We start from the raw sequence: 23352 nt of genomic DNA, 5'->3' as shown, positions 1-23352 counted from the left end.
TATAAAACACTAATAAGAAAAAACTCTCATTGAAAAACACCGATACCACCTGTAAAAGGCAGCATCGGTGTTTTTTTCACGCCAGCTGTATCAGCAGCAAAGCCATCAAGTTCAGTCCATGTTTTGGGTGCTGACAATTTTTCTGACACTGTCCGGCGAAAGATAATATTGGGCCGCAATATCCTCAATCCGGCTTCCCACCCGGTACAGTCTCATAATACTTTGATTTCTTTCCCGTAAAGCAGCTTTGGTTCCGTTCATTTCCCCCCAACCGGTCTTATGGGATGTTTTGCGGGGAATGTAAAGAGTTTGCCCTTGTATATATTTTTGAATTTCGTCAATAAGCTTCTCCGGCAATATATTTTTAGCATTCTGATACTCCATAAATCTCCTCCTGAAAATAGGTTCAAAAAATGCGGCATAGGACATGGCCTGTCCTCAGCAGTGCTCAGGAAACAACGACCATGCCTCTACACCCGAATATTTATTTAGAGGTTTGCCACCTCATAAATATCCTTGATCAATTTAACCATCCCCTTTCAGCAGAGATTGTAGATCCGGACTACAAGTTTATTTTAGAGGCTGCCCGATTTAAAAGCAATGGAAAGAATAATTATAATCCTAAAGAAGTTCCTTGGCGAAAAACTCTATCTGCCGGTCCACAAATCCATCCGGCGATTCATGCTCATATTCCGGATAGATCAGCAGTTTCTTTTCTCCACAGATCCCCTTATACAGCCAATAGACGGTGGCAGGCGGGCAGACCGTATCCTTTAGGCCCATAGATACCAGGCAGGCAGTTTTTTTCCCCAGCCAGGGAGCAAAGTGAACCCCATCAAAATAGTCCAGAGTGGTAAAGATCCCTTCCTCTCGTTGGTGTTCCGGGTCATGAAGTTGAAAATACCAAGCAAGCTCCTCCAGGGGTCCACCCTTTTGCAGCTGGTAGCTGCTGCGGAAATCGGCCAGAAAGGGCATTGCTGCACTCACTGCCTTCACCCCGCCCTTTAGGTTGACTTCCTGCCCCAGAGCGTTGATCACCCCTCCTGCTATGACCGCTAATCCTCCCCCCTGGCTTTTGCCCATACAGCCGATGCGCTTTTCATCCACCTCCGGCTGATTAGCCAGAGCTTCCACGGCCCGGACTCCATCCAGATAAACCTGGCGGAGGTAATGAGTATGAGGGGATTCCAGGCCCAAAGTCAACCATCCGGAAAAAGCTCCCGAGGGATAGACTCTGGTATCCGGTGTTTCCCCGCACTGGCCCCGGACATCCAGGGCCAGGACAGCATATCCTTGCAAGGCCCACAAGAGGAGTTCTGAGAGCTGACCCCGGTTGCCGGAATACCCATGAAAGCGCACCAGGCCGGGCAAGGCCTCCTGGGGGTCAATGGCTCTGGGGCGCATATAATAACCCTTAAGTTTTGTTCGATCTCCGGATAGCACGGTGGCTGAGAAGACTTCCACCTTGGACAAGGGATAAGCGATTGCTTCAAGCTCCAGGCGAGCCTTGGTTTGGGCATCCCTTCTCAGGCTCTCCAGCCAGAATTCCTTAAAGTCTTCAGGCGGCACTCCTCGATAAGGGATGGTTTCTAATTGCTGTATGGCATCTTGAATTATCGTCATTGGCCTTCACCTCTACCAACTTAGTCTTAACCCACTCTAGTATTTCTATATTTCTTTAAAAAAGCCTCCAGAAGACAATGAAGGAGTGACCCACTTTTAGATGGCTCACTCCTTCATTATCTTCCCTTTTTATCTTTGGGTAAATTGCTGCATGCTGGATTCAAGCTCTTCAGCCAGAGCCGCCAGTTCCTGACTGGCCCCGGCGATCTGATCCATGGCTGCCGTCTGCTCCTGCACCGATGCGGATACTTCCTGGGTGCTTGCTGCACTTTCCTCAGAAATAGCGGAAAGGCTCTGAATCATGTTCATAATGGACTGATTCTTATCGGCTATCCCATCTGTGGAGTTGCTGATAATCTCCGTATATCCCTGGATTCTGTCGATAGCCTCGGCAATGCCGGCGAATTTGGTCTCGGTGGCCGAGACGCTTTCCGACTGAATCTTGACCACTGAATCCATTTCGCCCATCTTGACCACCGCTTCCCGGGTCTTAAGGGTCAATACTTTAGTGATGTTTTCGATCTCTGTAGTAAAGCGATTGGATTCTTCCGCCAACTTGCGAATCTCCTCAGCCACCACCGCGAAGCCCCGCCCCTGTTCACCTGCTCTGGCCGCTTCAATAGCGGCATTAAGGGCCAAGAGATTGGTTTGGGCGGCGATCTCCTTGATCTTCAAGCTGGCTTCCACAATATTTTTAGCGCTTTCATTGGTTTCCAGAATGGTCTCCTGAACCTCTTGGGCGCTCTTCCCATTTTGATCAGTAATTTTAATCAGATCCGCCAGAATCATGGTTCCTTCATCTTTAAGTTGTTCCACTCGATCCGTTGCCTGGCGCAGATCCTCCACCTTCTTTTGATCCTCTGCCACTAAATGTCCCAGGACATCCATTTGAGCGACACCGTTTTGAATCTCATTGGCTTGGTCGCTGGCCCCGAGGGCAATTCCTTCGATGGTTTTGGCAATTTCCATGGCTGCGGTGGAAGATTCCTGGCTGATATTCCCTAAGAAGGCTGCTGAATCAGCCAGTTTCTCCGAGGAAAGGGCCAGCCCTGCCACCAGGTCGCGAATATTATGAATCACCCCCTGGAAGGCTCGGGAGAGACCTCCCACTTCATCCTTACGGTTCATGAAGTGTTCGGGGATATTCTCGGATACATTGAGATGTTCAACGATCCCGATCAGCTTTTGGATAGGCTGAGAAATCCGGTTGGAGCTCATAAACCAGATAGCGATTAAAAGGATAAGATTAAACACCATAAGTACAGATTGAATCACCTTTAAGGCTTTAACTTTGGCGGCGGAGAATCCTTCAGCAGCTGCCACCGCTGCATTGGTGGTGGCAAAATAAGACTCGCTTTCCTGAACAAGAGCGGTCATATCCCCACTGCGCTGGGCTGATTCGATGGTACCCTTTAAGGACTGCCATTCACTTTTCACCTTGTTCATCTCTTGGATGAAAACCTCGTCGCTAGCCTTGGGCAGGCCTAAGCTCTCGTCACCTTGAATTAACCCTTCGATAATGCCATCCAATTTTTGAATAAGCTCATCGTTAGGCTGCTTTGCCATCTCCAGCTTGATGAGTCTCTGGGTTGCCCCCCTAACTACTCCCGCCGTATTAATGACAGCGCCATCCTGCTGCATTTTTTCTAATTGGTAAAAGACAACCACTGTGCTGGTAACAGAAAAAAGCAATAAAAGTACTACGATGGCTCTTAGTGTGGATCGTATCGTCACCCGACATCCCCAGCCTTTCAACTCCAAAATCCCTGCTATGTAGAAAGTATTATCTCATATCATATCAAACAATTTTTGATTTTCCTATCATTATTTTATAATTATTATAGTTGCTATCTACTAAAAGTCTTCTCAGGAATTAGCCTTCCTCCAATAAGAATATTTACAAAAATCATCCTTGTTCAGCACACATCTTTCCCCTTGATACATCAAAAAAATGTGTCCCAACTTGGGACACACGCTCCATTAGTCTGACGCTGCAACTATGTCGTTAACAAACTGCCAATACATATCGCTGCTGCCGGTATGATTGCTTGTAAAAGCTATGATCAGCTCTAATTCCGGTATTACAAAAATGTACTGCCCTCCATGCCCCTGAGCAAAAAAGGTGTCATATTGTTCTTCTCCAAATGTACGTACCCACCATTGGTATCCGTAATCAGCAGTTCCTGATGACCGTTTGAATTGAAGTCTTGTGGATTCCTCAACCCACTCTCTGGAAATAATTTGCTGTTCTCCCCAAAGCCCTCCGTGATAATACAGCAAACCAAACTTCACCATATCATAAACCGTCATGGAGAAACCATTGCCACCGTCTGAAATACCCTGTGAATCCATATTGCATTGAACGCTATCCATACCAATTAAATCGAACAAGAATTCCTTTCCAAATTCATAGGCAGTTTTTCCCGTTGCTTTTTGAAGTATAGCCGCCAGCAAATGAGTATTTCCGGTAGAATAGCTGAATACGGTACCCGGTGTTGACGTGAGCGGACGATTCAGCACAAAATCCACCCAGTTCTCCGAATTCCGCCATTCACGCCAGTATTCGGTATCGCTGCTATCAAAACCTGAAGTATTGGTAAGCAAATGCCCCAGGGTAATGTGTTTCAAGCGGTTGTCATCAGACTCAAGAATTTGCGGGAAGTACTCTGCTATTGGAACGTCCACACTCTCAATATATCCTTTGTCTATGGCAATGCCGATCAGCGCACTCGTCACGCTTTTCGAGCAGGAATGCAGCAAAAACAAACTTGCCTTATCATAACCATCCTTGTAATACTCATCAACTATGTGTCCATCTTTGAAAATAACGGAGACTAGAATCTGAGTAGTGTCATATGTGGCATGAAGTGACTCCAACGTATCACCGTTTAGGCCGTGATCCTCGGGAGCGCCATATTGCCATTCCCAAACCAAGACATCCCGCTGCTCTGGGTTTTGTTGCTCCCTTTCTTCCATGACCGTTCCTTGCTCCGGCTCAGCAATCCTTCCACAGCCGGTCAGGTAAACAGATCCAATCAGCATTGCCATCAATAGCAGTATTTTTGATTTCATTTTATGCTCACTCCATATTTCAGACAGTCAGCGTTCATTTAAGGATTCCCATATCCTCATCTCAATCACAAAATCAACGCAGGTAGAAAAGCCGCAGGACTTCAAAATCCTGCGGCAAATCTTCAAAACTGAAATTATCCTCATTGACCCAAGGCTTTACCCCAAGTCTTTGCTTAAATCTTAGTAACGGCTGCGTGGTGTGAAGCAATCGCGGCAATAAACCGGTTTGTCACCACTGGGTTGGAAAGGAACCATGGTATCTACGCCGCAGGAAGCACAGACTGCTGGATACATTTGGCGTTCTTGACGTTGGTAGCCACCATTGCCGCCACGGGATTGTTGCTTTCTTGCCGCACGGCAGGAAGGGCAACGGCCAGGCTCATTGGTGAAACCTTTTTCTGCGTAGAATTCTTGCTCGGACACGGAGAATACAAACTCAGCGCCACAATCTTTACAAGTGATTACTTTTTCTTGATACATAATAAAAAAACCTCCGATAGTTTAATTGCCGCTACTTAAAAGGAATTTTCATCACTTCCCAGCGCTTTAGGCAACACAAGAAGGTTCTTACAAAATCCAATATTAATTTAACGGACACATTCACTATACCAGCAATTAGCTGATAAGTCAAATAGATCTCGCTTTTATTTATCTTTCTTCTTTTTCCGGGACAGGGACAACCCTCCAAAACCGCTGATCACGGCAATATAAAAGCCAAAATCATACCACCAACCGGTGTTAAACACTTCATAGACCCTGACCGTCTCACTGAATATCCCCATAATCAGGGAAAGGGGCGCAATCCAGCCATGCCAGACACCGGACAAAAAACCGGCCGGCTTATCAAAATCATAGGAACCATCCCCTGGAATGCATCCTGTCAGGATAAACAGCATCAGGACCAGGGCTAACCCAGAAAACACCATGCTCTTTCTCATTTTCATTCTCCTCCCCCCCTAGAGCCCAATTATCGTGAACGTCGGCCCGCTAACTTTTCAAGCTCCCCAATTCTTGCTATGATAAAAGACAGTACTGTGGACTGTCACCACATTGAAGCGAAAGGATGCCGAAGATGCCCAAAAGTGTTCTCCTTAACGACGGCCTGGCGGACAAATATGCCGGCCTATTGAAATGCCCTATCTGCCATAACTCCATGGCGCTCATTAATAAGAAGAGTTTAATCTGCCGGGATAAGCATTGTTTTGATTTGGCCAAACAAGGCTATGTCAACTTATTATCCCATGGAATTAAGACCAAATACAATAAGCAATTGTTCGAAGCACGGAAACTTCTTGCCCAAAGCGGCTTTTTTGAGCCTCTGAACCAGCTGCTTTGTACCTTGATCGGCAACCTTATGAACAACTCAGAAGGGAAGGCTCAAGGCCCTTTCCTAAACATTGTGGATGCCGGCTGCGGCGAAGGATCTCATCTGGCCACCATCCAACAAAAACTCTTGCAGAGCAAGGGAATACAGCCCTTAGGAGTGGGGATGGACCTTGCCAAAGAAGGGATTCAAATGGCGGCCCGGGATTACGGGAGCATCTTTTGGTGTGTAGCGGATCTGGCTCAATGCCCTTTTGGCGATCAGCAGTTCAATGTGCTTTTGAATATTTTATCCCCTGCCAATTACTCCGAGTTCGCGAGAATCCTCACCGATGATGGGCTGATCATCAAGGTCGTTCCAGAAAAGGACTATCTCAAAGAATTACGGGAAATTCTTTACGAAGAAACGGCAAAACAGGATTACTCCAATGCCAAAACCAGAGAACTTTTTGAAAACCATCTGCAACTCTGTAAGCTGGTGCCCCTTCGCTACTCTGTGACTTTGGACCAACCGCTGATCGGGAACCTGGTCCAGATGACCCCGCTCACCTGGGGGGCTGAAGAGACTCGGATCGCAAAAGTTCTTAAGCTGGAGTCACTTGAGATTACTATCGACTTGACCATTATGGTGGGACAAAAAAGGGAGGAACGATCATGAAAAAGGATGCAACTCGCATTAAACTAAGCAAAGAGCAAAAAGAAGAGATGGCTTCCGCCATCCAAAGATACTTTCTGCAGGAACGGGATGAAGAAATAGGAGCTTTGGCTTCCAGCCTCATGCTGGATTTTATCATTAAAGAATTGGCCCCGGAATTCTACAATCAAGGAGTCTCCGATTCCTACCAATTTATGAATGAGCGGACCGAAGACTTGTTCTCTTTGCAAATTTATCGCTGAAGGTCCTGCTCACTGATTGGACACCCAGGTAAATTCTCCGCTGTCCCCATCCACGACCTCCATATCCGGGGGAATACGGACTAATATCCCTTTCTCTCCGAAAGTCATGCTGCCGCCCCCAATATAGTTACTCTGTTTCTCCTCTTTGAATTGCCATACAGGGAAACTGTCACTATACATTTTAAACTCGAAGCTCTGCTTAACAGGATCTCCAATCTTCAGGACACCTGCTTCCCATGTTATTTGGGGAGGAGCGACCAATTTCGTGAAGTCGATAGGTTTAAAAGTATCGGTTCTGGCATAATGAGGCGCCACATAAGTGCTGACCTCGATAAGCCCGTCGGCATTCTTTTTACGTTCCAAAAAGATTCGCCCATACCCTGTGCTCCCTGCAGTTTGGATTCTCAACTGAGGGGTGTCCGCCGCGTAGGTCTGCCGGCTGTTCTCCACAAGCCCTGCTTGCCTTTCTAAAGGCTCATTCTCAAAAATATGGTATCGACCGCCATCCTCCGACCAATCGGCAGGAGCTTCGGCCAACATCCCCTGAGCCTGAGCATTACGGGATTGAAAGAATTCCCCTTGATCGAGAAAGAGGGCCAGAGGAATGGAAACTACAAGCAAAGCGAGATAAGCACCGGCAATCAGGAGATTGGTCTTCCAGCGATAAACGCGGCGCAGCCTGGGCCGCACAAATTTAGCCAGAAGGTAAATGAAGCCTATGATCAAAAACAAGAAGATAATGTTGGTGAATAAGAGTTTGGTCATCGTTTTGCCTCCATCCCCTTAGTAATCAGCATACTGGACCCGAAAAAAAGAACCGCTGTGCAGAATACTTTCAGGACAAAGACCCCCAGCGAAGTTTCCGCCGCATAAAATTCCAGGACCTTCCCCAAATTGAAATCAAAAATCCTCACGGTTCCAAAGCCGAAAGCAAAAAAACAGATCCACAGGATAATTCCCAACCCTTTACTGTGCAGACTGAAGCTCTGAATCAAATACACGGTGGCCGCCACAAGAATAAAGTAAAGCGTGGCAACGAATATCCCCAGCAGCAGATCCTGAGGTATGATCTGCAGCCCCCCAAAGAGAAACTCCCCTTCCTTCAGAGTTGTTGAGAGGATCAGCCGGTGGATGATCACCGCCAGGGTGCTGGTTACTCCCGCATAAACAGCATAGGTAACCAGCAGCAGGATATTCGAGGCGTGACTGACCAGCCGATTATTGACCACTGAAAACTCCATACTTCGATAAGGCTGAGAACCCAGCAAGGAGGCCACTACCATCAGCCACAAAAGCGAGAAGATCAATAAAATATCTCCTGTATACGTTCGCACCGCAATACTTATGAGATCGCTGTTCGAAGACATGCCGCTGCTTGAACCCAGGGATAAGAGTATGGCAAGCAGCTGCACAATTATCAAAGAATAGATGAGTCCTGAATGCCCTTTCAGTTTGTATCCATATTGCTTGAGAATCACTTGGGATAAGGTACTGGGTTCCGTTTTAACCTCGTTTATAGACATCATCTATTCCTCCCTTCCTTGGTGCAGTGAGAGTGTTGCATAGATCATCCAAACTTACCGGAAGGATTTCAACACCGCTGGAGCGGATATTTTCAAAATCCTCCGGAAGTTCCTCGGCCTTGATCATCAAATAGAGGCTTCCTTTAGCAAACTCCTCCCGATGGAGGATGGCTTCCTCACTCAGCCTGTTCAGCAGATTCTCCTGCAGGGCTTGAGCGCTCCCCCGAAAACCCAGGGCATACTGCTTCAGATCCAGAATCGGCTTATGCATCAGCAGGCCCCCTTGATTAAGGAGGAGAATATCTTCCAGAATATCCTCCAGCTCCCCAAGCAAATGGCTGGAGAGAATAATGGTTCTTGGCTGTTCCAGGTAATCCTTGAGCAAGACCCTATAGAAATCCTTACGCACTGCTGAATCCATACCTGTGGTAGGCTCATCCAGAAGAGTGAGGGGACACCGGGCGGCAATACCCAGTATGGCATTAAAGGTACTTTTGCTCCCTTTGGATAAATTGCCGTGCCGCTGCTGAGGGTTAAGCAGAAAATACTCCAACAAGCCCTGGGCTATTTGACCATTCCAATTAGGATAAAAGACAGCCACTTCCCTCAGGATATCCTGCAAAGTAAAAGAATCGGGAAAAGCCATGGTATCATCCACGAGAAAAACTTTCCCGGCGACATCCAGATTATCAAAGGGGTTTTGGGCAAACACCCTCAGCTTGCCTTGGGTAGGCTTAAGATGACCGGCTATTATCTTTAATAACGTGGTCTTTCCCGTGCCATTTCTGCCAATCAAGCCGGTGATGGTGTTCTCTTCGATGGCAAAGGATACATTCTCCAGAGCCTGAACTTTGCCATATCTTTTATAAAGCTCATATCCCACGACGACACTCATTGTTTTTCCTCCTCTTCCCCGCCTGCTTCACGGTCTCTATCATCTGCCTCCTGATAAGCAAGCTCAATCATCTCTAAAAGTTCTGTCTTTCCCACTCCCAGGCGCACCGCCTCATCCACCAGGTCCCTGATCATCTGCCCGAGGATTTGGTTTTTGCGTTTCTGCAGGATATAAGATTTAGCATGGGGGGATACAAACATTCCCAGTCCCCGTTTTTTATAGACAATCTCTTCATCGGCGAGGAGATTAAGGCCTTTCGCTGCCGTAGCCGGATTAATCGTAAAGATCTCCGCCAATTGATACTGAGAATAGATGCGTTCATCTTCGGTAAGGTTGCCTTTTAAGATCTCTGCCTCAAGCCACTCAGCGATTTGAATATAGATAGGCTTAATACTATCTGAATTTAAAATAATCGCCCTCACCTCCAGAACTCATGTACCATAGTACATCAGTCATGTAATGTACTATGGCTATAGTATATGAGATATAGCTTATTTTGTAAATACCGGGATTAAGATTGCTATCCATAAAAAGCAAGAACTTGCCAAGCAAGGGAAAAGGATTTACTCCTAAACATGTCGAAATAATTATAATAACTGTCAGCTGATGGGAAGGTGATACCCTTGAAAAAAATGCTCCTGGCCACATTAATTGGCATATCGATAATCTTGACAGGCTGCAATGGAAGTAAAGATGTGGATTCTCCGATTGGAGCAACATCACCCACTCATTCTTCTACTCTGAGTCAAGAAGAAGCCCTCCGGGTCCTCTATCAGGAACTCTTAGCCAAAACGGAACACACTGTAGCCTTTTTGAAAGAAGCCAGAGTCGGCAATCATACAATTTACGCTTTTCAGCACATGGTCAATGGCAGAGCTCCGACCATTGCTTTCGTTCATAGCAAGACCGGCAAAGTTTATTATGATAGTGTCGAATTGCTTTTGGATATTTTTATTAATAGTGAGGATAAAGAGCCCTACAAAGCGGCCAACTATATTAATAAAGACATTTATTATCTGGAGATGAAATCAGTAAACGATCCGGAACCAACAACCTGGAGCACCTATGTCTTCAACGAAGATGCTTATACCAGTGCCGAAGCGGCTAAAAAGGCCGTTGTTAAGGTATACGCGGAGAATCACCCCACCTTAAGCCTCCTGGGCAAGCCTCTGGCTGAAGTCGAGAAAATCACCAAAGTTGAATCCCTGAAAGCGCCTGTAGAGACTAAAGGCGGGGAACCCGCCGAGGTCACTCAGATTAGTCTTGACAATATTCTAATTCTCTTTGATGAAGATTCCATTTCCTCAGAGATCTTCCTTGAGGGTCAGCAGGAAATCTTAGGCGTAAAAATCGGTGAACCCTTTAACGAAATCAGCGATAAGCTGGGCATGCCCGATAGCTTCGGCCAAGATCCGGAGTTCGAAAATATCTATACCATGCGTTACCTTTTTGATGGTTTTCAAATCGAGTTCTATGGCGAGAACAAGGACGCCAATACTGTAAGCGCTCTGATTAAAAAACGGATTTAACTTAACTGCGGGCTCTCCGGCCCGCAGTTTTTGATTGAATTAATTTATTATGAATGAAAAAAGCAGCTGCCTGATGAACTTTGCCGTTCATTGCGCAGCTGCCCTGATTTTGCTCAAATATTTAAGAGTAAAATGATAATCGATAGCAAACTAAAGCATACACTCATTAAACTGATGAAAGCTACCGTCTGTTTGGGGTTAAGGCCCGAAGAAATCAAGCGGTGGTGGATTTGGGTTGCATCTGCCTTGTAAATGGATTCCCCACGGGAAAATCGCTTCAACACCACAATAAGATTATCAAAAATCGGTACGCCAAGAGCCAGCACAGGAATACTCAAAGATACCAGGGTAGCTTGTTTAAAAGCACCGCTTAAGGCAACGATGGCCAGAATGAACCCCAGAAAATTAGCTCCCGAGTCACCCATAAAGATCCTGGCCGGGTGCCGATTATATCTTAAAAATCCCAGGGAAGCCCCCACCAGCAATGCCGAAAGCAAAGCCGAATCACTTTGTCCTTTCGCCAAAGCGGCCACATAGAGTGTCGCACCGGCAATAGCGGACAGAATCCCGGCAAGACCGTCAATGCCATCGGACCAATTAATAACCGTAGTAACTCCTACGATCCACATGATACTTAAAATAAGCTGAATGATATAAGGCAAGACAATGTATTGCTGTGTAAAGGGATTCGTAAAGCCATAGAAGACAATCCCTGCAGAAAACACCATCCATGCCGCAAGGATATGGACCATGAGTCTGGGCAATGCCGGAAACTCCTTGCCAAGAGTTTTATACCAGTCATCAATCAGCCCAATCCCTAAAACGAGAACAGAAGCGATAATGATAGCCAGCGACTGGTAATTTATCGGTCTTACGAAAACTAAGTAGCCGATCATAAAGCCTAAGAAAATTCCAACACCGCCGAGTAAAGGAATGGGATGTTTATGTTTTTTTCTTTCCGTCGGTTTATCAACAAAGTTCCATTTCACGGCGAGCTTTTCCAATAGAGGTATACTCATAAAAACAATAAAGAACACGAAAAAAAGGGGATAATAAACTCCATCAAAAGTACTGCCCTCCCTTATGTCACCCTTAAAGCAATACACTATTTACTCTAGATCGTTGCTACTATAAATCTTTATTACTATTAAGATCTTTATTATAGCATTTTATCCTCTAAAAGCGAACCAAGCCTTAGCTCTCATGTCCTGTAAACTAAAATTTCCCGACCTCCCCTCACAAGGAGAAAGTTTTACTCAGCACTACAAATTCTTCCTTGTAAAAGGTCTGCCCCGCCATTTATGATAAAAGAGGTATTGTGTAAAAATGTATTTATAGGAGGTTCCTGCATGTTGCACACAAACGGAGAGCAGTTGCTTAAGGAATTCGCGGACCATGCCTACCCCCGTCAGGTGGTAGAGGTGATCCCCGGCAGTGTTTATCATGTGATAGGCTATGGGCACAGCAATGCCGGTTTTATTATCGCCGAAAATTCCGTCATTCTCATCGATACTCTGGACAGCGATGAGCGGGCCCAAACCCTTAAATCCCTGATCGCTCAACATACCGACAAACCGGTTAAGACTATCATTTACACCCACGGTCATCCGGATCATCGCGGGGGTTCCGGTGCCTTTATGGACAGCAATCCGGAGATCATTGCCTTTGCTCCTTGCAAGCCTGTTCTGGGGCGAATGAATGCTCTCCATGATGTGCTCAATCAGCGTGGCATTCGCCAGTTCGGCTACCAACTCAGCAATGAGGAAGCCCTTACCCAAGGCCTTGGAATTCGGGAGGGCAAGGCTCAAGGAGAGGGGCAATATGCCATTATGCCGCCGACCACAGTCTATCAAGAAGACACCGTTCTTCGGTCTCTAGACGGCATTGATCTGGAGCTGGCAGCGGCACCCGGTGAAGCCGACGATCAGATTCTGATCTGGCTTCCTGCACATAAAGTCCTCTTCTGCGGTGATAATTACTATGGCTGCTGGCCTAATCTCTACGCTATCCGCGGCAGTCAGTACCGGGATGTCAGCGCCTGGGTGGATACACTGGATAAACTCATCGCCTACCGGGCCCACTATCTGCTGCCCGGCCATACCCGCCCCATCATCGGGGAAACCGCTGTTCAGGAGACCCTGACTAATTTTCGGGATGCTATCGATTATGTTCTTACGGAAACTCTAAAGGGAATGAATCAGGGCATGACCATGGATGAGGTGGCCGAAGCCGTCAAGCTGCCTGAAAAATGGGCTAAGCTACCTTATCTGGGCGAGTTTTACGGCACCGTGTCCTGGTCTGTCCGGGGCATTTATGCTGGTTATGTAGGCTGGTTTGACGGTAACCCCACTCACCTCAATCCGCTGCCGCCTGCCGTTCAAGCCCAAAAAACCGTGGCTCTGATGGGCGGAGCAGAAACGGTTCTATCCGCCATCGGCCAGGCCTTGGCTGACCAGGATTATCAGTGGAGTATCGTCCTTGCCGATCTGCTGCTTGTTATGGACCGCTCCCATAAACAAGCCAAAGAGTACAAAGCCCGGGGACTGGTGGGACTCGGTCATAGGGAAACCAGTGCCAATGGCCGCCATTATTACCTTGCCTATGCCAAAGAGTTACTGGCCGAATAGAAGGATCAAGATTTTCTTCTCTAGCATTTAGAAATATGATATACTTCTTCCGTTGTCATGCAGCATAGGTCAACATCATGATCTACTCATAAGCGATACAACGGAAATGGAGACACCCATGAACAGGTCGTATCTCAAATACATAACCTCCCTGATTTTGTTCGGCTTCAACGGAATTGTAGCCAGTCATATTTCTTTAAGCAGCTATGAAATTGTATTTACAAGAACACTCATCGGCAGTCTGTTTCTGGTTATTGTCTTCGGTTTTTCCAAACAAAAGATGCGGTTTTTAAGCAATAAATCCCACTTTCTCTATCTGAGCCTATCCGGCGTGGCCATGGGTGCCAGCTGGATGTTTCTTTATGAAGCATATACCCAAATCGGTGTGAGCATTGCCACCCTTGCCTATTACTGCGGTCCTGTGATTGTTATGATCCTTTCTCCCCTTCTTTTCAAGGAAAGAATGACAAATGCCAAACTTATAGGTTTTCTCGCCGTACTGACAGGCATGCTTTGTGTCTCCGGTCAGGCGATGTCTGAGGAGAAGACCCTTTTCGGATTAATGTGCGGGCTCTTATCCGCCGTGATGTACGCCGTTATGGTGGTCTTCAATAAAAAAGCAGTCAGCATAACCGGACTTGAAAACTCGATGTGGCAACTGATGGCAAGCTTCGCCACTGTCTTCCTCTTCCTTGGCCTGAAGCAGGATTTTTCCATTAGCATTGCCTCGGGGGATTGGCTGCCCATTCTGATCTTAGGCATCGTCAACACCGGTATCGGCTGTTATTTCTATTTTTCCTCTATCGGTCATTTGCCGGTTCAGACAGTAGCCATCTGCGGCTATCTGGAACCCCTTTCCGCTTTGCTGCTTTCAACTGTTCTCCTGGGGGAGAGATTAAGCTTAGTGCAAGCCCTTGGCGCGCTGCTGATATTAGGAGGCGCTGCTTTTGGGGAACTGTACCGTCGGAAGCTCCCGGCCAACTCTTCACTGACCACATGAACCTGGTATGAATGCAGAAATAATTTCCAGGCCTTTTAACTCTAAAAATCTGCTTCCTTATCCGTATTAATGGTTGTATCCATGAAAGGTTAAGGAGGCATCGCTTTGAAACGACTGAAATTTCGCGTGTGGAATAAAGTATCCAAGAAAATGCATAATCCTCAAGCCATCAGTTTTGATATCCAAAACTGCAATCCCTTCGCCGTAAGCATCCCAGCGAAATCCTGGGATCCCGCTGAGAAATATGAGTTGCTGCAATGGACCGGTTTAAGGGATGAGGGTGGCACAGATGTCTATGAAGCGGATTTAGTTCTCATCGACTATGAAATTTACAAAGTTCATTGGCATGAATCTGAAGCAGCCTTTAAGCTTATATCTCTGAAAGGTTCCCTGGAGAAGGAAGCCGGCCTCCTTCCTACGGGCAAAATTATCGGCAATACATATGAAACGGAGAATCTTTAGACTGTTATCTCTTCATGGAATGGTCCTAGTGGAAGGGCATACCCAACAAGTGCTATGCACAAGATGGGTATGCCCTTTTCCTTTACAATAACCTCAAGATAAATACAGCCGCTAACACCAATACCAATGAACCCATGGCCATCGGAAATATTTTCTGCAGCAGTCGATTTTCTTCAGAGCGAATATTACATACAGAAGCTCCCAATAAGACGCGGGAAGGTGAAGCCATTGTCATATGTGAGGAGCTCGTGTTCTGCATACTTGCGAATAATTCAGGAGGCACTCCAATTTGTTTTGCTACTTCGACCTGAAGATTAATCAGCATCGCATTAGAGGCTACATTGCTTCCGGTAAGAAAACCGCCGAACCCACCAATAAGCGGCGAACACAATACAAAAGCTGAACCGAAAGCAGCGGCTGCCGCCTGGGCAAGGGTGGTTGTCATTCCTGCCGCCGCCATAATCTCCGATGTCCCTATAAAGGCAATAGTGGATAAGGTTACCGGAAGCCATTGTTTTAGAGACAGCTGAACCGCTCTTTTAATGACATGCTTTTGAATTTTGAAGAGAAGGATGGTCAACAAGCAAGTAAGGAAGATCGAAAAGCCAGGAGAATATAGCACGGGCAGGCTGAATGAATAAGCCGGTAAGCTGAATACCGCGTGAGAGCCGGCAAATGCTTTGATCGGCGGGACTAATCGGGATATAAACAGGACTCCCGTCAAAATCAAATAGGGGCTCATTGTTTTTAAGATGTCCGCTTTCGATTGATTTCTGGCCGCTAATGAGAAAGCGGCCTCCTCGGGAGTGCTTTTCGCAGTGAAATAAATGAATGCAAATTCCACGCCCAGGGCGACTAAAGATGCGAACACTCCCGCCAGTTCGATACTGACGTAAGCATTGAAAAGCCAAACCGAAAAAGCCAGTGAACCTGCCACCAGCATAAGCTCCGCCCATTTCGCTCTGACTCCCTGCCATCCTCCGGCTAGGTAAACAGCGGTCACAGCAAAGTAAAAAAAGGTAGGAATACTTAAAACCGCTACATCCGTTCCCAGCCTCTGAAAAGGAATTCCCGCCAGATTTGCCCCGATATACGTTCCTGTTGCCAATGCTCCCCAGGGCACAGCGCTTAAACCCAGCAAGGATAGCAGCACTGCTTTAAAGCGGCTGAAGCCCAGCTCAACCAAAATAGGGGCGACGACAATAATAGCGATCCCATAGCCACTGACCGATTCAACTAAAGGTGAAAAGGCCACGACCAAAAGAATAACTTGCCTGACCGGATCCTGTGTTGAGCCGGAAATGAGGGACGCGATCCTCTTGATAAGGCCCGTCTCGTTCATAATATGGTACAAGAAGATGCCAAAGAGCAGCACATAAGCAACTATAGCTGAAGTTAACACAGCTTTCACGGTGGCATGTAGGATCTCCTGTCTCTCTATCTGAAAGCGCGGAATAACCAGGCCAATTAAAAGCGTGAGCAGATAGGCGCTGATTCCTGCCCGGACCGCCGATTGCCGCAGGATAAACAGCAGAACCAAAATGATTAAAAAAGGCATGGCAGCCAGGATGATTTCCAACAGTTCGAACTCCTCTTTTTCTTAAGATAAAGGTTTAAACATTCGTGTTAAAGTTCAGTGCAACTGACAGTATTGCTATGCTACAAAATTATATACAAAAAATGCTGCTATTAAAAGATTCAATTTTCCCCTTGTCCGCTTTTGCCGGCAATTCATGAACCTGAATAACCTACAAAAAAGGAGCCATAGGAAATTCAGATTTCCCATGGCTCCTTTTCTATAACTAAGCAATCATTACCCGCATTTAGAGTATCCGCAGTGGGTGCAGACGACACAGCCGCTTTCGTGATTGATGCTCATACCGCATTCAGGGCAGGCATTGCCTTCAGCTACTGTGGCTCGGGTCTTTTGGGGGTTGGTGATGGAAGCGCTCTTGCTTTGTACCGGTTTTTCTTCCACTGCCGGCTGAGAAGTAACCTTTACGGAATTAACCTTGCCTTTACCCAGTTCTACATATTCCTTAATCACACGGGCGATAGCATCGGGGCAGGAGGTGACATTAACCCCTTCCCGGCGAATGCAGGCGGGGCAGCGAATACCTTTGACCTGCTCAATGATGGCATCCACAGAAATTCCGGAACGAAGGGCGATAGAGATCAAGCGGGCTGTAGCCTCGGATTGGGAGGAGCAGCCTCCGGCCCGCCCGGTGTTGGTGAAGATCTCGCAGATTCCCTTCTCATCAGCCATAACACTGACATAGAGATTACCGCAGCCAATGCGGATCTTCTCGGTAACTCCTGTGGTGGTCGTGGGACGGGGACGGGGCAATACGGTATTCACTTCCGGAATGAAAGGCACCTTAGGAATGGATACTTGTGTCTTGGCTTCCTCAGCCTTTTCTTCAGCCTTCTTGGTGATTCCTGTGGAGAGAACTTGTTCTTCCCGGCTGCCGTCCCGATAAACGGTTAGACCTTTGCAGTTGAGTTCATGGGCCAGCTCATAAGCTTTAGCGATATCTTCATGGGTAGCTTCATTAGCAAAGTTAATGGTCTTGGAAACGGCATTATCTGTGTATTTTTGAAAGGCAGCCTGAATGCGGATATGCCATTCGGGCTCGATCTCCTGAGCAGTGACAAAGACCTCCTGCACCCAGTTTGGCACTTCCGGGAAGCCCAGGACAGTCCCTTTCTCCGCAATCTTGCGCATAAGCTCCGGGGAGTTAAAACCATAGTCTTCAGCAAGGCTTTGGAAGATGGGGTTGACTTCGATTAAGGGTGTCCCATCCATGACCGTCTTGGTATAAGCCACCGCAAAGAGGGGCTCCACTCCGCTGGAAGCACCGCAGATCATGGAGATGGTTCCTGTAGGCGCGATGGTAGTTAAGGTGGCATTGCGCAGAGGACGGACGCCATCATAGATGGAGCCTTGATAGTTGGGGAAAGTGCCTCTCTCTTCAGCCAGACGCTGGGACTCCAGGCGGGCCTCAGTCTGAATGAAGTTCATGACCTTTTCGGCATACTCCACGGCATCCTCTGAAGCATAGGAGGTCTGAAGAAGAATCAGCATATCCGCAAAGCCCATAACGCCCAGACCGATCTTGCGATTGCCTTTCACCATCTCTTCGATGGACGGAAGGGGGTAGGTGTTGGCTTCAATGACATTATCCAGGAAACGGGTAGCCAGACGGGTAATCTGCCCTAAGCGCTCCCAGTCCACTACGACTTTGCCGTTTTTCTCAGTAACCATGAGTTTAAGGTTAATCGAACCCAGGTTGCAGGCTTCGTTGGGAAGCAGGGGTTGCTCGCCGCAATTATGAACATAGATGCCATTGGCATCAAAAGCGTTGATCCCCGGAACCTGGGCGTCAAAGACCTCCTCTGCATCGCCAGGGACACAGGCCACGATGTTGTCAACAAAACGTTCTCTGTTTAAGGAACGTTGATAGACATTGAGCTTCTCGGCAAGAAGCTGGGCCTTCTTCGAGTTGCTGAACCCAACCTTTTCGGCAAAGATTTCTATGTTGTCCTGGGAGATAACCAATTCATGCCCCGCCTGTACTGGGTACTCTTTAGAGCCTCCTTGACCATCGGGCATAAGCTTTTGCCCGGCTGGTTTACGCTCCTCATAAAGTGTGGAAATGATACCCAGGCGTTGAAGCATCCGTTGTACGACCTTAAGCCCTGCCAGATCGGTTTGCCAGAGCCGGACCGATACGCCTTTTTCCTGAGTTCCTGTTACCGTGCCATCTGTATCGTAGAGCCCTCGCAACAGTCCCTGATAAAAATCCTGCCCTGTCTTTTCTAATTCCTGAGTGATTGCTTTACTGCCGGGAAGAATCCCATACTGCTGGGCAAGATCCCTTAAGGCCGCAAACCTCATCCGATGTTCATGTCTCTCGCTGATTTCCTTTTGGAAGCCTTGGAAGTCTTGGCGATGAGTTAAACTAAAGGCCGCCTTTTCCGCAGCTTCCATCATGGACTTTGCCTCTTCTCCCTCACCCCAGACAGAGATAACCGCTCCCTCTTCCTTAAGGGTTCCATCTCCGAGAAGAAGACCAAGCAGATATCCCTCTTCCTTTGTTCCTTTCCCTTGCCATTGAATACTACGGTTATTGGAAAGGACGATGGTGTCCCCAGGCTTGAGTTCCCCAGCCGGCTTCCATTCCTGGGTTACTTTATAACGGGTCATATCTGAAGCAACACGGACCAGATGATCCGCTGTCACCTTTAATTCATATCCTTGTTGGGTCTTTAGGGTCAGAACCTGTTTGACCCCTGTTGCGAAAAATCCTTCCTTTGATGTCTCATGATATTCGCCGTTAAGGGCTAATTTAACCTGACTGCCCAGGAGATCCCTAACCTGAGCAGCTCCTTCCTCTGTAAGAACCCAAGTATCTCCGGTTACGCAGGGATTGGTAGCTTCGATCTCACCTAACTGAGGGGTAGGGTTGTCCCGGTTCAGACGATCCAGGAAAATGATTCCCGGCTCACCATTTCTCCAGGCATGATCTACGATCAATTGGAAGACTTCAGGTGCATAAAGCTGTCCATCGGCTTCCTTGGTATGAGGGTCGATCAGGTTATAATGGCGTTTTTCCTGGACTGCTTTCATAAACTCTTCCGTAATCCCTACGGAAATATTGAAATTGGTAATCTCTTTATTGTCTTCCTTGCAGGTGATGAATTCCCGAATATCCGGATGATCCACCCGCAGGATTCCCATATTGGCTCCACGGCGGGTCCCGCCCTGCTTCACGGCTTCAGTGGCTGCGTTGAAGACCTTCATAAAAGACACAGGGCCGGAGGCCACTCCGCCGGTGGAACGGACCGTGCTGTTTTTGGGGCGGAGGCGGGAGAAGCTAAAGCCTGTTCCACCGCCGGATTTATGAATAATCGCTGCGCTTTTTATGGCATCGAAAATTTCCTCCATACTATCTTCCACAGGCAAAACAAAGCAGGCGCTGAGTTGACCCAGATCACGTCCTGCATTCATTAAGGTTGGGGAATTAGGCATAAACTCCAGTTTAGCCATCATCTCATAGAAGGATTTGGCCAGTTCTTTGACTTCTTTTTTGGTTTTGCCAAAGGTCTCCTCCACTTGGGCTATGATGCTGGCGACCCGATAAAGCATATCTTCCGGGCTTTCCGCAACTTCGCCATTCTCTTGCTTGAGATAGCGTTTTTCCAGAATGACCCGGGCATTGGGTGTTAAATTGGCTTTCAGCCAGGCTTTCGGTGCTGATTCTTGGAAACTCAAAATTAATCCCCAACTTTCTCTAAAACTTTACCTTTTATGTATTTTCTCTTCTATTTTGGAGGATATTCTCGCAATTTAGAATAGGTCCCCAGCCCTATTTTCCTCAGTCCTAGGGGGCATAGAAGAGCTCAACTTCCTGTTCAATTATCTGCTGCTCTTTTTTTCCACTAATTCATGCAGTTCTTCTAAAAAACGCTGAACATCCTTAAACTCCCGATAAACGGAAGCAAATCGTATATAAGCCACTTCATCCAGATGGACCAAAGCATTCATGACCGCTTCACCAATGGCCTTACTCTGCACCTCACGCTCGCTGCCGTTGCGCAGACCTTTTTCGATCTCATAAACCAGGGTTTCGATCTGCTCTATAGAAACGGGCCGCTTTTCACAGGCTCGTAAAATACCGGCTTTCAGCTTCCCCCGGGAAAATTCCTCCCTGCGCCCATCCTTTTTGACCACAATCAAGGGTGTATCTTCAAATTTTTCGAAAGTGGTGAACCGCCGGGCACACCGTTCACATTCCCGCCGCCGACGTACAGCGGTCCCTTCCTCCACTTGCCGCGATTCCAGGACTTTCGTCTCATCATTCCCACAAAATGGACAATGCAATTCAATCCCCCCATATATAGTGTTCAATCTATCTTATCAACACCATATGTAGTATGTCAAAACTCTGAATTCTCCTTTTTTACTTATTGCCCCCTTTTTATGTCACTCGTCCCTCTTCACTCTCTTGCGTATGGACTTGTCCATAATAATTTATTCCATGCCAACATGGATTTCCAGACCCAGGGCAAACTATCAAGGATACTTGGTATCCTTCGCAGAATGAAAGGAGATATGGCCTTATGGTGGAAAAAAAGTTTCCGGATAAACCGGCTAACCCGGATACGAAACCTGCTCAGAACCATAAACCGGATAAGGCGCCCAGCATGGATTCCCGGGATGGGCACGGTTTGTCCAAGGACCAGGCATTGCAAGGCAAGGGTTAAACGTCCCTTTCCGGTCCAAAAAACGAAGGAGCTGCGGAAAGGTGAACTTAAGGTTCTCTCTCCGCAGCTCCTTGATTATATCAGCCAGCTTTTTCAGTCATGAGACATCTGAGGCATCTTTTCTATTTCAAGCTCTAACAGCTCTTTGTAAAGCTCTTTCCGGCGGTCCGCCAAGAAAAAAGTATCCCGCATAGACTGCCGTTTCGGACTTCTTAAGGTATTAATCGGCTTGGCTGGAAGGTCAACGACAAATAATTGCTCCTGAGTGTCTTGATTTTCAGCTAATACTTCTCCTTTAGGGCCAAAAACCAAAATCCCGCCGCTGAACTCTTTATCTCTGTTGTTGGTGCCCACAAGATTGCAGGCGCAAAGATAGACTGAATTGTCATAAGCCCGGGCTCCCAGATACCTCTTCCAGATCTCTTTCCGATCCCCGGAAACTACAGGGGAAGCATGGGGGGCAAATTGAATTTCTGCTCCTTTTAAAGAACAGATGGCTGAGAGTTCCGGAAAATGCCAATCCCAGCATATACCTATGGAAAACTTAACTCCACCGGCTGCAAAGATAGGGAAAGAGTCCCCCGCCGTAAAATAATGCTGCTCAATGCGGCCAAGATGGACTTTACGATAAACCTCCGGCTCACGATCCGGAAACACAATCAATTGCGAAATATAGGGCTTCTTCCCTTCCGGAGACTTTTCAACCATCCCCACAAGCAAGATGAGGCCAAGATCACGGGCACACTCCCTGAGACGGGCTACGGCCATGCTATCCAATGGGTCCGCAATTTCCGAGGCATCTTTAGGAGAGTAACCATGGAGTGCACACTCAGGGTAACATAAGAGGCTGACCCCTTGGGAGGAAGCAACTTCCGCGGTCCGGATAATCTCCTGCAGGTTTCTCTCAGTATCTCCTACTTTAGCTTCGAATTGAGCAAGTCCAATCCGAATATCCTGTAACATGTTCCAATTCCTTTCCAACGATGTTTATCTCCCAGCGGCTCCCCCCTCTATGCTTCCAGACAGTCGCCGCAGGGATAAAGCTCCTTATCATCTTCACAGTTGCCATTGATGATAGCCTCAAGGAGATCCCGATCATGCAGCATGCTGATGAGAAAGCGCTCATCCTTAGTTTGGGTAGTATGAGCAAGTGTTAACATATTCAAGGGCCGATACACAGGTGAGTCCTGGACCTTCAAAACCTTAAATAAGCCATTTTCACATTCCCGGCTCACTGTCAGGGATGAAATGATGGTAATGCCGATACCGGCAGCCACAACTTTCTTGATAGCCTGAGTGCTGCCCAGTTCCATGGTCACGTTGATCTGAGAGAGGTCAAGGCCCATTTCCTTGAGGGCCAGTTCGGTAACTTTGCGTGTACCTGAGCCTTCTTCCCTCATGATGAGCCGCTCCTTGGCCAGTTCGGCCAAAGTAATACTGTGGCGGGCGGCCCAGGGGTGGAAGGAGGGAACAACCACTACCAGCTCATCCTGCCAAAACTTTTCAACGACAATTTCTTTATTACGAGGTGCCGGCCCCTCAATAAGTCCGATATGAATGCGTTTTTCGATCACTTCCTGGGATATAGTCTCCGTATTGGCGATTTTCACCTTAAAGTCCACATCGGGGCGAATCTTATACAAATACGCTAAAATATTCGGCAGAATATATTCACCAATGGTCAAGGTAGCCCCGATATAAATGAGTGCTCTTTGATCCTCAGTTAATACACTGATTTGTTGTTGGGCAACGGTGAGAATATTTAGTATATTATTCACATGATCATAAAAAACTTCTCCTGCTTTGGTTAGGGTAACACCTTTATTGGTTCTATTAAAGAAACGGGCGCCATAGAGGTTCTCCATATTCTGAATCTGCAGGCTGATGCTGGGTTGGCTCATATGCAGGCGCTTCGCAGCCAGGGTAATGTTCTTCGTATCCGCGACTTCTTTAAAGACGACAAACTGCTGTTCAAACAAAAGTCTCCGCTCCTTTCCCACAAAAGACCTTGTCATTTAGAATTTTTATGACAAGTTCATTATAACACAATTACCTTGTCATAACCGACTTTTTTCACATATCACACGATTTACCAAAAAGGGCCATCTCTTCCGTAACAAAGAGATGGCTCTTC

General features: G+C 47.1%; 23 protein-coding genes. 7 read left to right on the top strand and 16 right to left on the bottom strand.

The window, feature by feature from the left end:
- Window positions 1–111: 111 nt before the first annotated feature.
- From DHAF_RS01505 to DHAF_RS01485, 6 genes are all read right to left on the bottom strand, one after another.
- Window positions 112–384: a CD3324 family protein gene (locus tag DHAF_RS01505; protein ID WP_015942661.1), complete on the bottom strand. Its 273-nt coding sequence runs from the start codon at window positions 382–384 to the stop codon at window positions 112–114.
- A 237-nt stretch (window positions 385–621) separates the two neighbouring features.
- Window positions 622–1623: an acetylxylan esterase gene (locus DHAF_RS01500; RefSeq protein ID WP_005810426.1), complete on the bottom strand. Its 1002-nt coding sequence runs from the start codon at window positions 1621–1623 to the stop codon at window positions 622–624.
- A 129-nt stretch (window positions 1624–1752) separates the two neighbouring features.
- A complete protein-coding gene (locus DHAF_RS01495; protein ID WP_011459032.1) occupies window positions 1753–3384 on the bottom strand; it encodes a methyl-accepting chemotaxis protein in 1632 nt (543 codons plus the stop codon).
- A gap of 219 nt (window positions 3385–3603) precedes the next feature.
- The gene (locus DHAF_RS01490) at window positions 3604–4695 is read right to left on the bottom strand and encodes a serine hydrolase domain-containing protein (protein WP_015942659.1); all 1092 of its coding nucleotides are present in this window, start codon (window positions 4693–4695) and stop codon (window positions 3604–3606) included.
- A gap of 180 nt (window positions 4696–4875) precedes the next feature.
- Window positions 4876–5175 carry a zinc-ribbon domain containing protein gene (locus DHAF_RS24855; protein ID WP_011459031.1) on the bottom strand — a complete coding sequence of 100 codons (300 nt, stop codon included), beginning with the start codon at window positions 5173–5175 and terminating at the stop codon, window positions 4876–4878.
- Between the two features lie 164 nt (window positions 5176–5339).
- A complete protein-coding gene (locus tag DHAF_RS01485) occupies window positions 5340–5639 on the bottom strand; it encodes a hypothetical protein (RefSeq protein WP_005810433.1) in 300 nt (99 codons plus the stop codon).
- Between the two features lie 128 nt (window positions 5640–5767).
- On the opposite strand from DHAF_RS01485, the gene DHAF_RS01480 reads away from it, so the two are divergent.
- A complete protein-coding gene (locus DHAF_RS01480) occupies window positions 5768–6676 on the top strand; it encodes a putative RNA methyltransferase (protein WP_015942657.1) in 909 nt (302 codons plus the stop codon).
- A complete protein-coding gene (locus DHAF_RS01475) occupies window positions 6673–6915 on the top strand; it encodes a DUF2164 domain-containing protein (protein WP_005810437.1) in 243 nt (80 codons plus the stop codon). The genes DHAF_RS01480 and DHAF_RS01475 overlap by 4 nt, the downstream gene beginning before the upstream one ends.
- A gap of 9 nt (window positions 6916–6924) precedes the next feature.
- Here DHAF_RS01475 and DHAF_RS01470 read toward each other — a convergent pair whose 3' ends face one another.
- Genes DHAF_RS01470 through DHAF_RS01455 form a run of 4 tightly spaced genes read right to left on the bottom strand, consistent with a single transcriptional unit; the run spans window position 6925 to window position 9755 of the window.
- Window positions 6925–7680, bottom strand: coding sequence for a hypothetical protein (locus tag DHAF_RS01470; RefSeq protein ID WP_015942656.1), 756 nt, complete (start codon window positions 7678–7680; stop codon window positions 6925–6927).
- Window positions 7677–8441, bottom strand: coding sequence for a hypothetical protein (locus DHAF_RS01465; protein WP_015942655.1), 765 nt, complete (start codon window positions 8439–8441; stop codon window positions 7677–7679). The genes DHAF_RS01470 and DHAF_RS01465 overlap by 4 nt, the downstream gene beginning before the upstream one ends.
- Entirely contained in the window at window positions 8419–9333 is a 915-nt protein-coding gene (locus DHAF_RS01460; RefSeq protein ID WP_015942654.1) for an ATP-binding cassette domain-containing protein, read from the bottom strand. The genes DHAF_RS01465 and DHAF_RS01460 overlap by 23 nt, the downstream gene beginning before the upstream one ends.
- Window positions 9330–9755, bottom strand: a complete 426-nt coding sequence (locus DHAF_RS01455; protein WP_015942653.1) for a GntR family transcriptional regulator — start codon at window positions 9753–9755, stop codon at window positions 9330–9332. Before DHAF_RS01455 ends, DHAF_RS01460 begins: the two co-directional genes overlap by 4 nt.
- Window positions 9756–9956: 201 nt before the next feature.
- Between DHAF_RS01455 and DHAF_RS01450 the strand changes: the two genes are divergently transcribed.
- The gene (locus tag DHAF_RS01450) at window positions 9957–10862 is read left to right on the top strand and encodes a hypothetical protein (RefSeq protein WP_015942652.1); all 906 of its coding nucleotides are present in this window, start codon (window positions 9957–9959) and stop codon (window positions 10860–10862) included.
- 113 nt (window positions 10863–10975) lie between these two features.
- Here DHAF_RS01450 and DHAF_RS01445 read toward each other — a convergent pair whose 3' ends face one another.
- Window positions 10976–11881: an MraY family glycosyltransferase gene (locus DHAF_RS01445; RefSeq protein ID WP_049769590.1), complete on the bottom strand. Its 906-nt coding sequence runs from the start codon at window positions 11879–11881 to the stop codon at window positions 10976–10978.
- A 330-nt stretch (window positions 11882–12211) separates the two neighbouring features.
- Here DHAF_RS01445 and DHAF_RS01440 point away from each other — a divergent pair, with 330 nt between their 5' ends.
- The 3 genes from DHAF_RS01440 to DHAF_RS01430 all read left to right on the top strand — a co-directional run bounded on the left by DHAF_RS01440 (window position 12212) and on the right by DHAF_RS01430 (window position 14951).
- Window positions 12212–13489 (top strand): alkyl/aryl-sulfatase, encoded by a 1278-nt coding sequence (locus DHAF_RS01440; protein WP_015942650.1) that lies wholly within the window; start codon window positions 12212–12214, stop codon window positions 13487–13489.
- Window positions 13490–13607: 118 nt separating this feature from the next.
- On the top strand, window positions 13608–14489 hold the full coding sequence (locus DHAF_RS01435; RefSeq protein WP_015942649.1) for a DMT family transporter: 882 nt from the start codon (window positions 13608–13610) through the stop codon (window positions 14487–14489).
- Between the two features lie 105 nt (window positions 14490–14594).
- Complete coding sequence (locus tag DHAF_RS01430; RefSeq protein WP_015942648.1) at window positions 14595–14951, top strand: YopX family protein; 357 nt, start codon at window positions 14595–14597, stop codon at window positions 14949–14951.
- A gap of 82 nt (window positions 14952–15033) precedes the next feature.
- On the opposite strand, the gene DHAF_RS01425 is transcribed toward DHAF_RS01430, so the two are convergent.
- The 3 genes from DHAF_RS01425 to nrdR form a co-directional block, all read right to left on the bottom strand.
- Complete coding sequence (locus DHAF_RS01425; RefSeq protein WP_015942647.1) at window positions 15034–16530, bottom strand: L-lactate permease; 1497 nt, start codon at window positions 16528–16530, stop codon at window positions 15034–15036.
- Between the two features lie 234 nt (window positions 16531–16764).
- Entirely contained in the window at window positions 16765–20226 is a 3462-nt protein-coding gene (locus DHAF_RS01420; RefSeq protein WP_011459011.1) for a TSCPD domain-containing protein, read from the bottom strand.
- 144 nt (window positions 20227–20370) lie between these two features.
- Window positions 20371–20835, bottom strand: a complete 465-nt coding sequence (gene nrdR / locus DHAF_RS01415) for a transcriptional regulator NrdR (RefSeq protein ID WP_011459010.1) — start codon at window positions 20833–20835, stop codon at window positions 20371–20373.
- Window positions 20836–21074: 239 nt separating this feature from the next.
- Here nrdR and DHAF_RS25990 point away from each other — a divergent pair, with 239 nt between their 5' ends.
- Window positions 21075–21218, top strand: a complete 144-nt coding sequence (locus tag DHAF_RS25990) for a hypothetical protein (protein WP_015942646.1) — start codon at window positions 21075–21077, stop codon at window positions 21216–21218.
- Between the two features lie 93 nt (window positions 21219–21311).
- Here DHAF_RS25990 and DHAF_RS01410 read toward each other — a convergent pair whose 3' ends face one another.
- Together DHAF_RS01410 and DHAF_RS01405 are read right to left on the bottom strand one after the other, a co-directional pair.
- Window positions 21312–22181: a nitrilase family protein gene (locus DHAF_RS01410; RefSeq protein WP_005810480.1), complete on the bottom strand. Its 870-nt coding sequence runs from the start codon at window positions 22179–22181 to the stop codon at window positions 21312–21314.
- A 47-nt stretch (window positions 22182–22228) separates the two neighbouring features.
- Window positions 22229–23233, bottom strand: a complete 1005-nt coding sequence (locus tag DHAF_RS01405; RefSeq protein ID WP_005810482.1) for a LysR family transcriptional regulator — start codon at window positions 23231–23233, stop codon at window positions 22229–22231.
- Window positions 23234–23352 lie beyond the last annotated feature (119 nt).

Source organism: Desulfitobacterium hafniense DCB-2 (genome assembly GCF_000021925.1).
In the GTDB taxonomy this organism is placed as follows: Bacteria; Bacillota; Desulfitobacteriia; order Desulfitobacteriales; family Desulfitobacteriaceae; genus Desulfitobacterium; species Desulfitobacterium hafniense.
The sequence above is the reverse complement of the archived record's forward strand: the minus strand, read 5'-3'. Positions and strand labels throughout refer to the sequence as shown.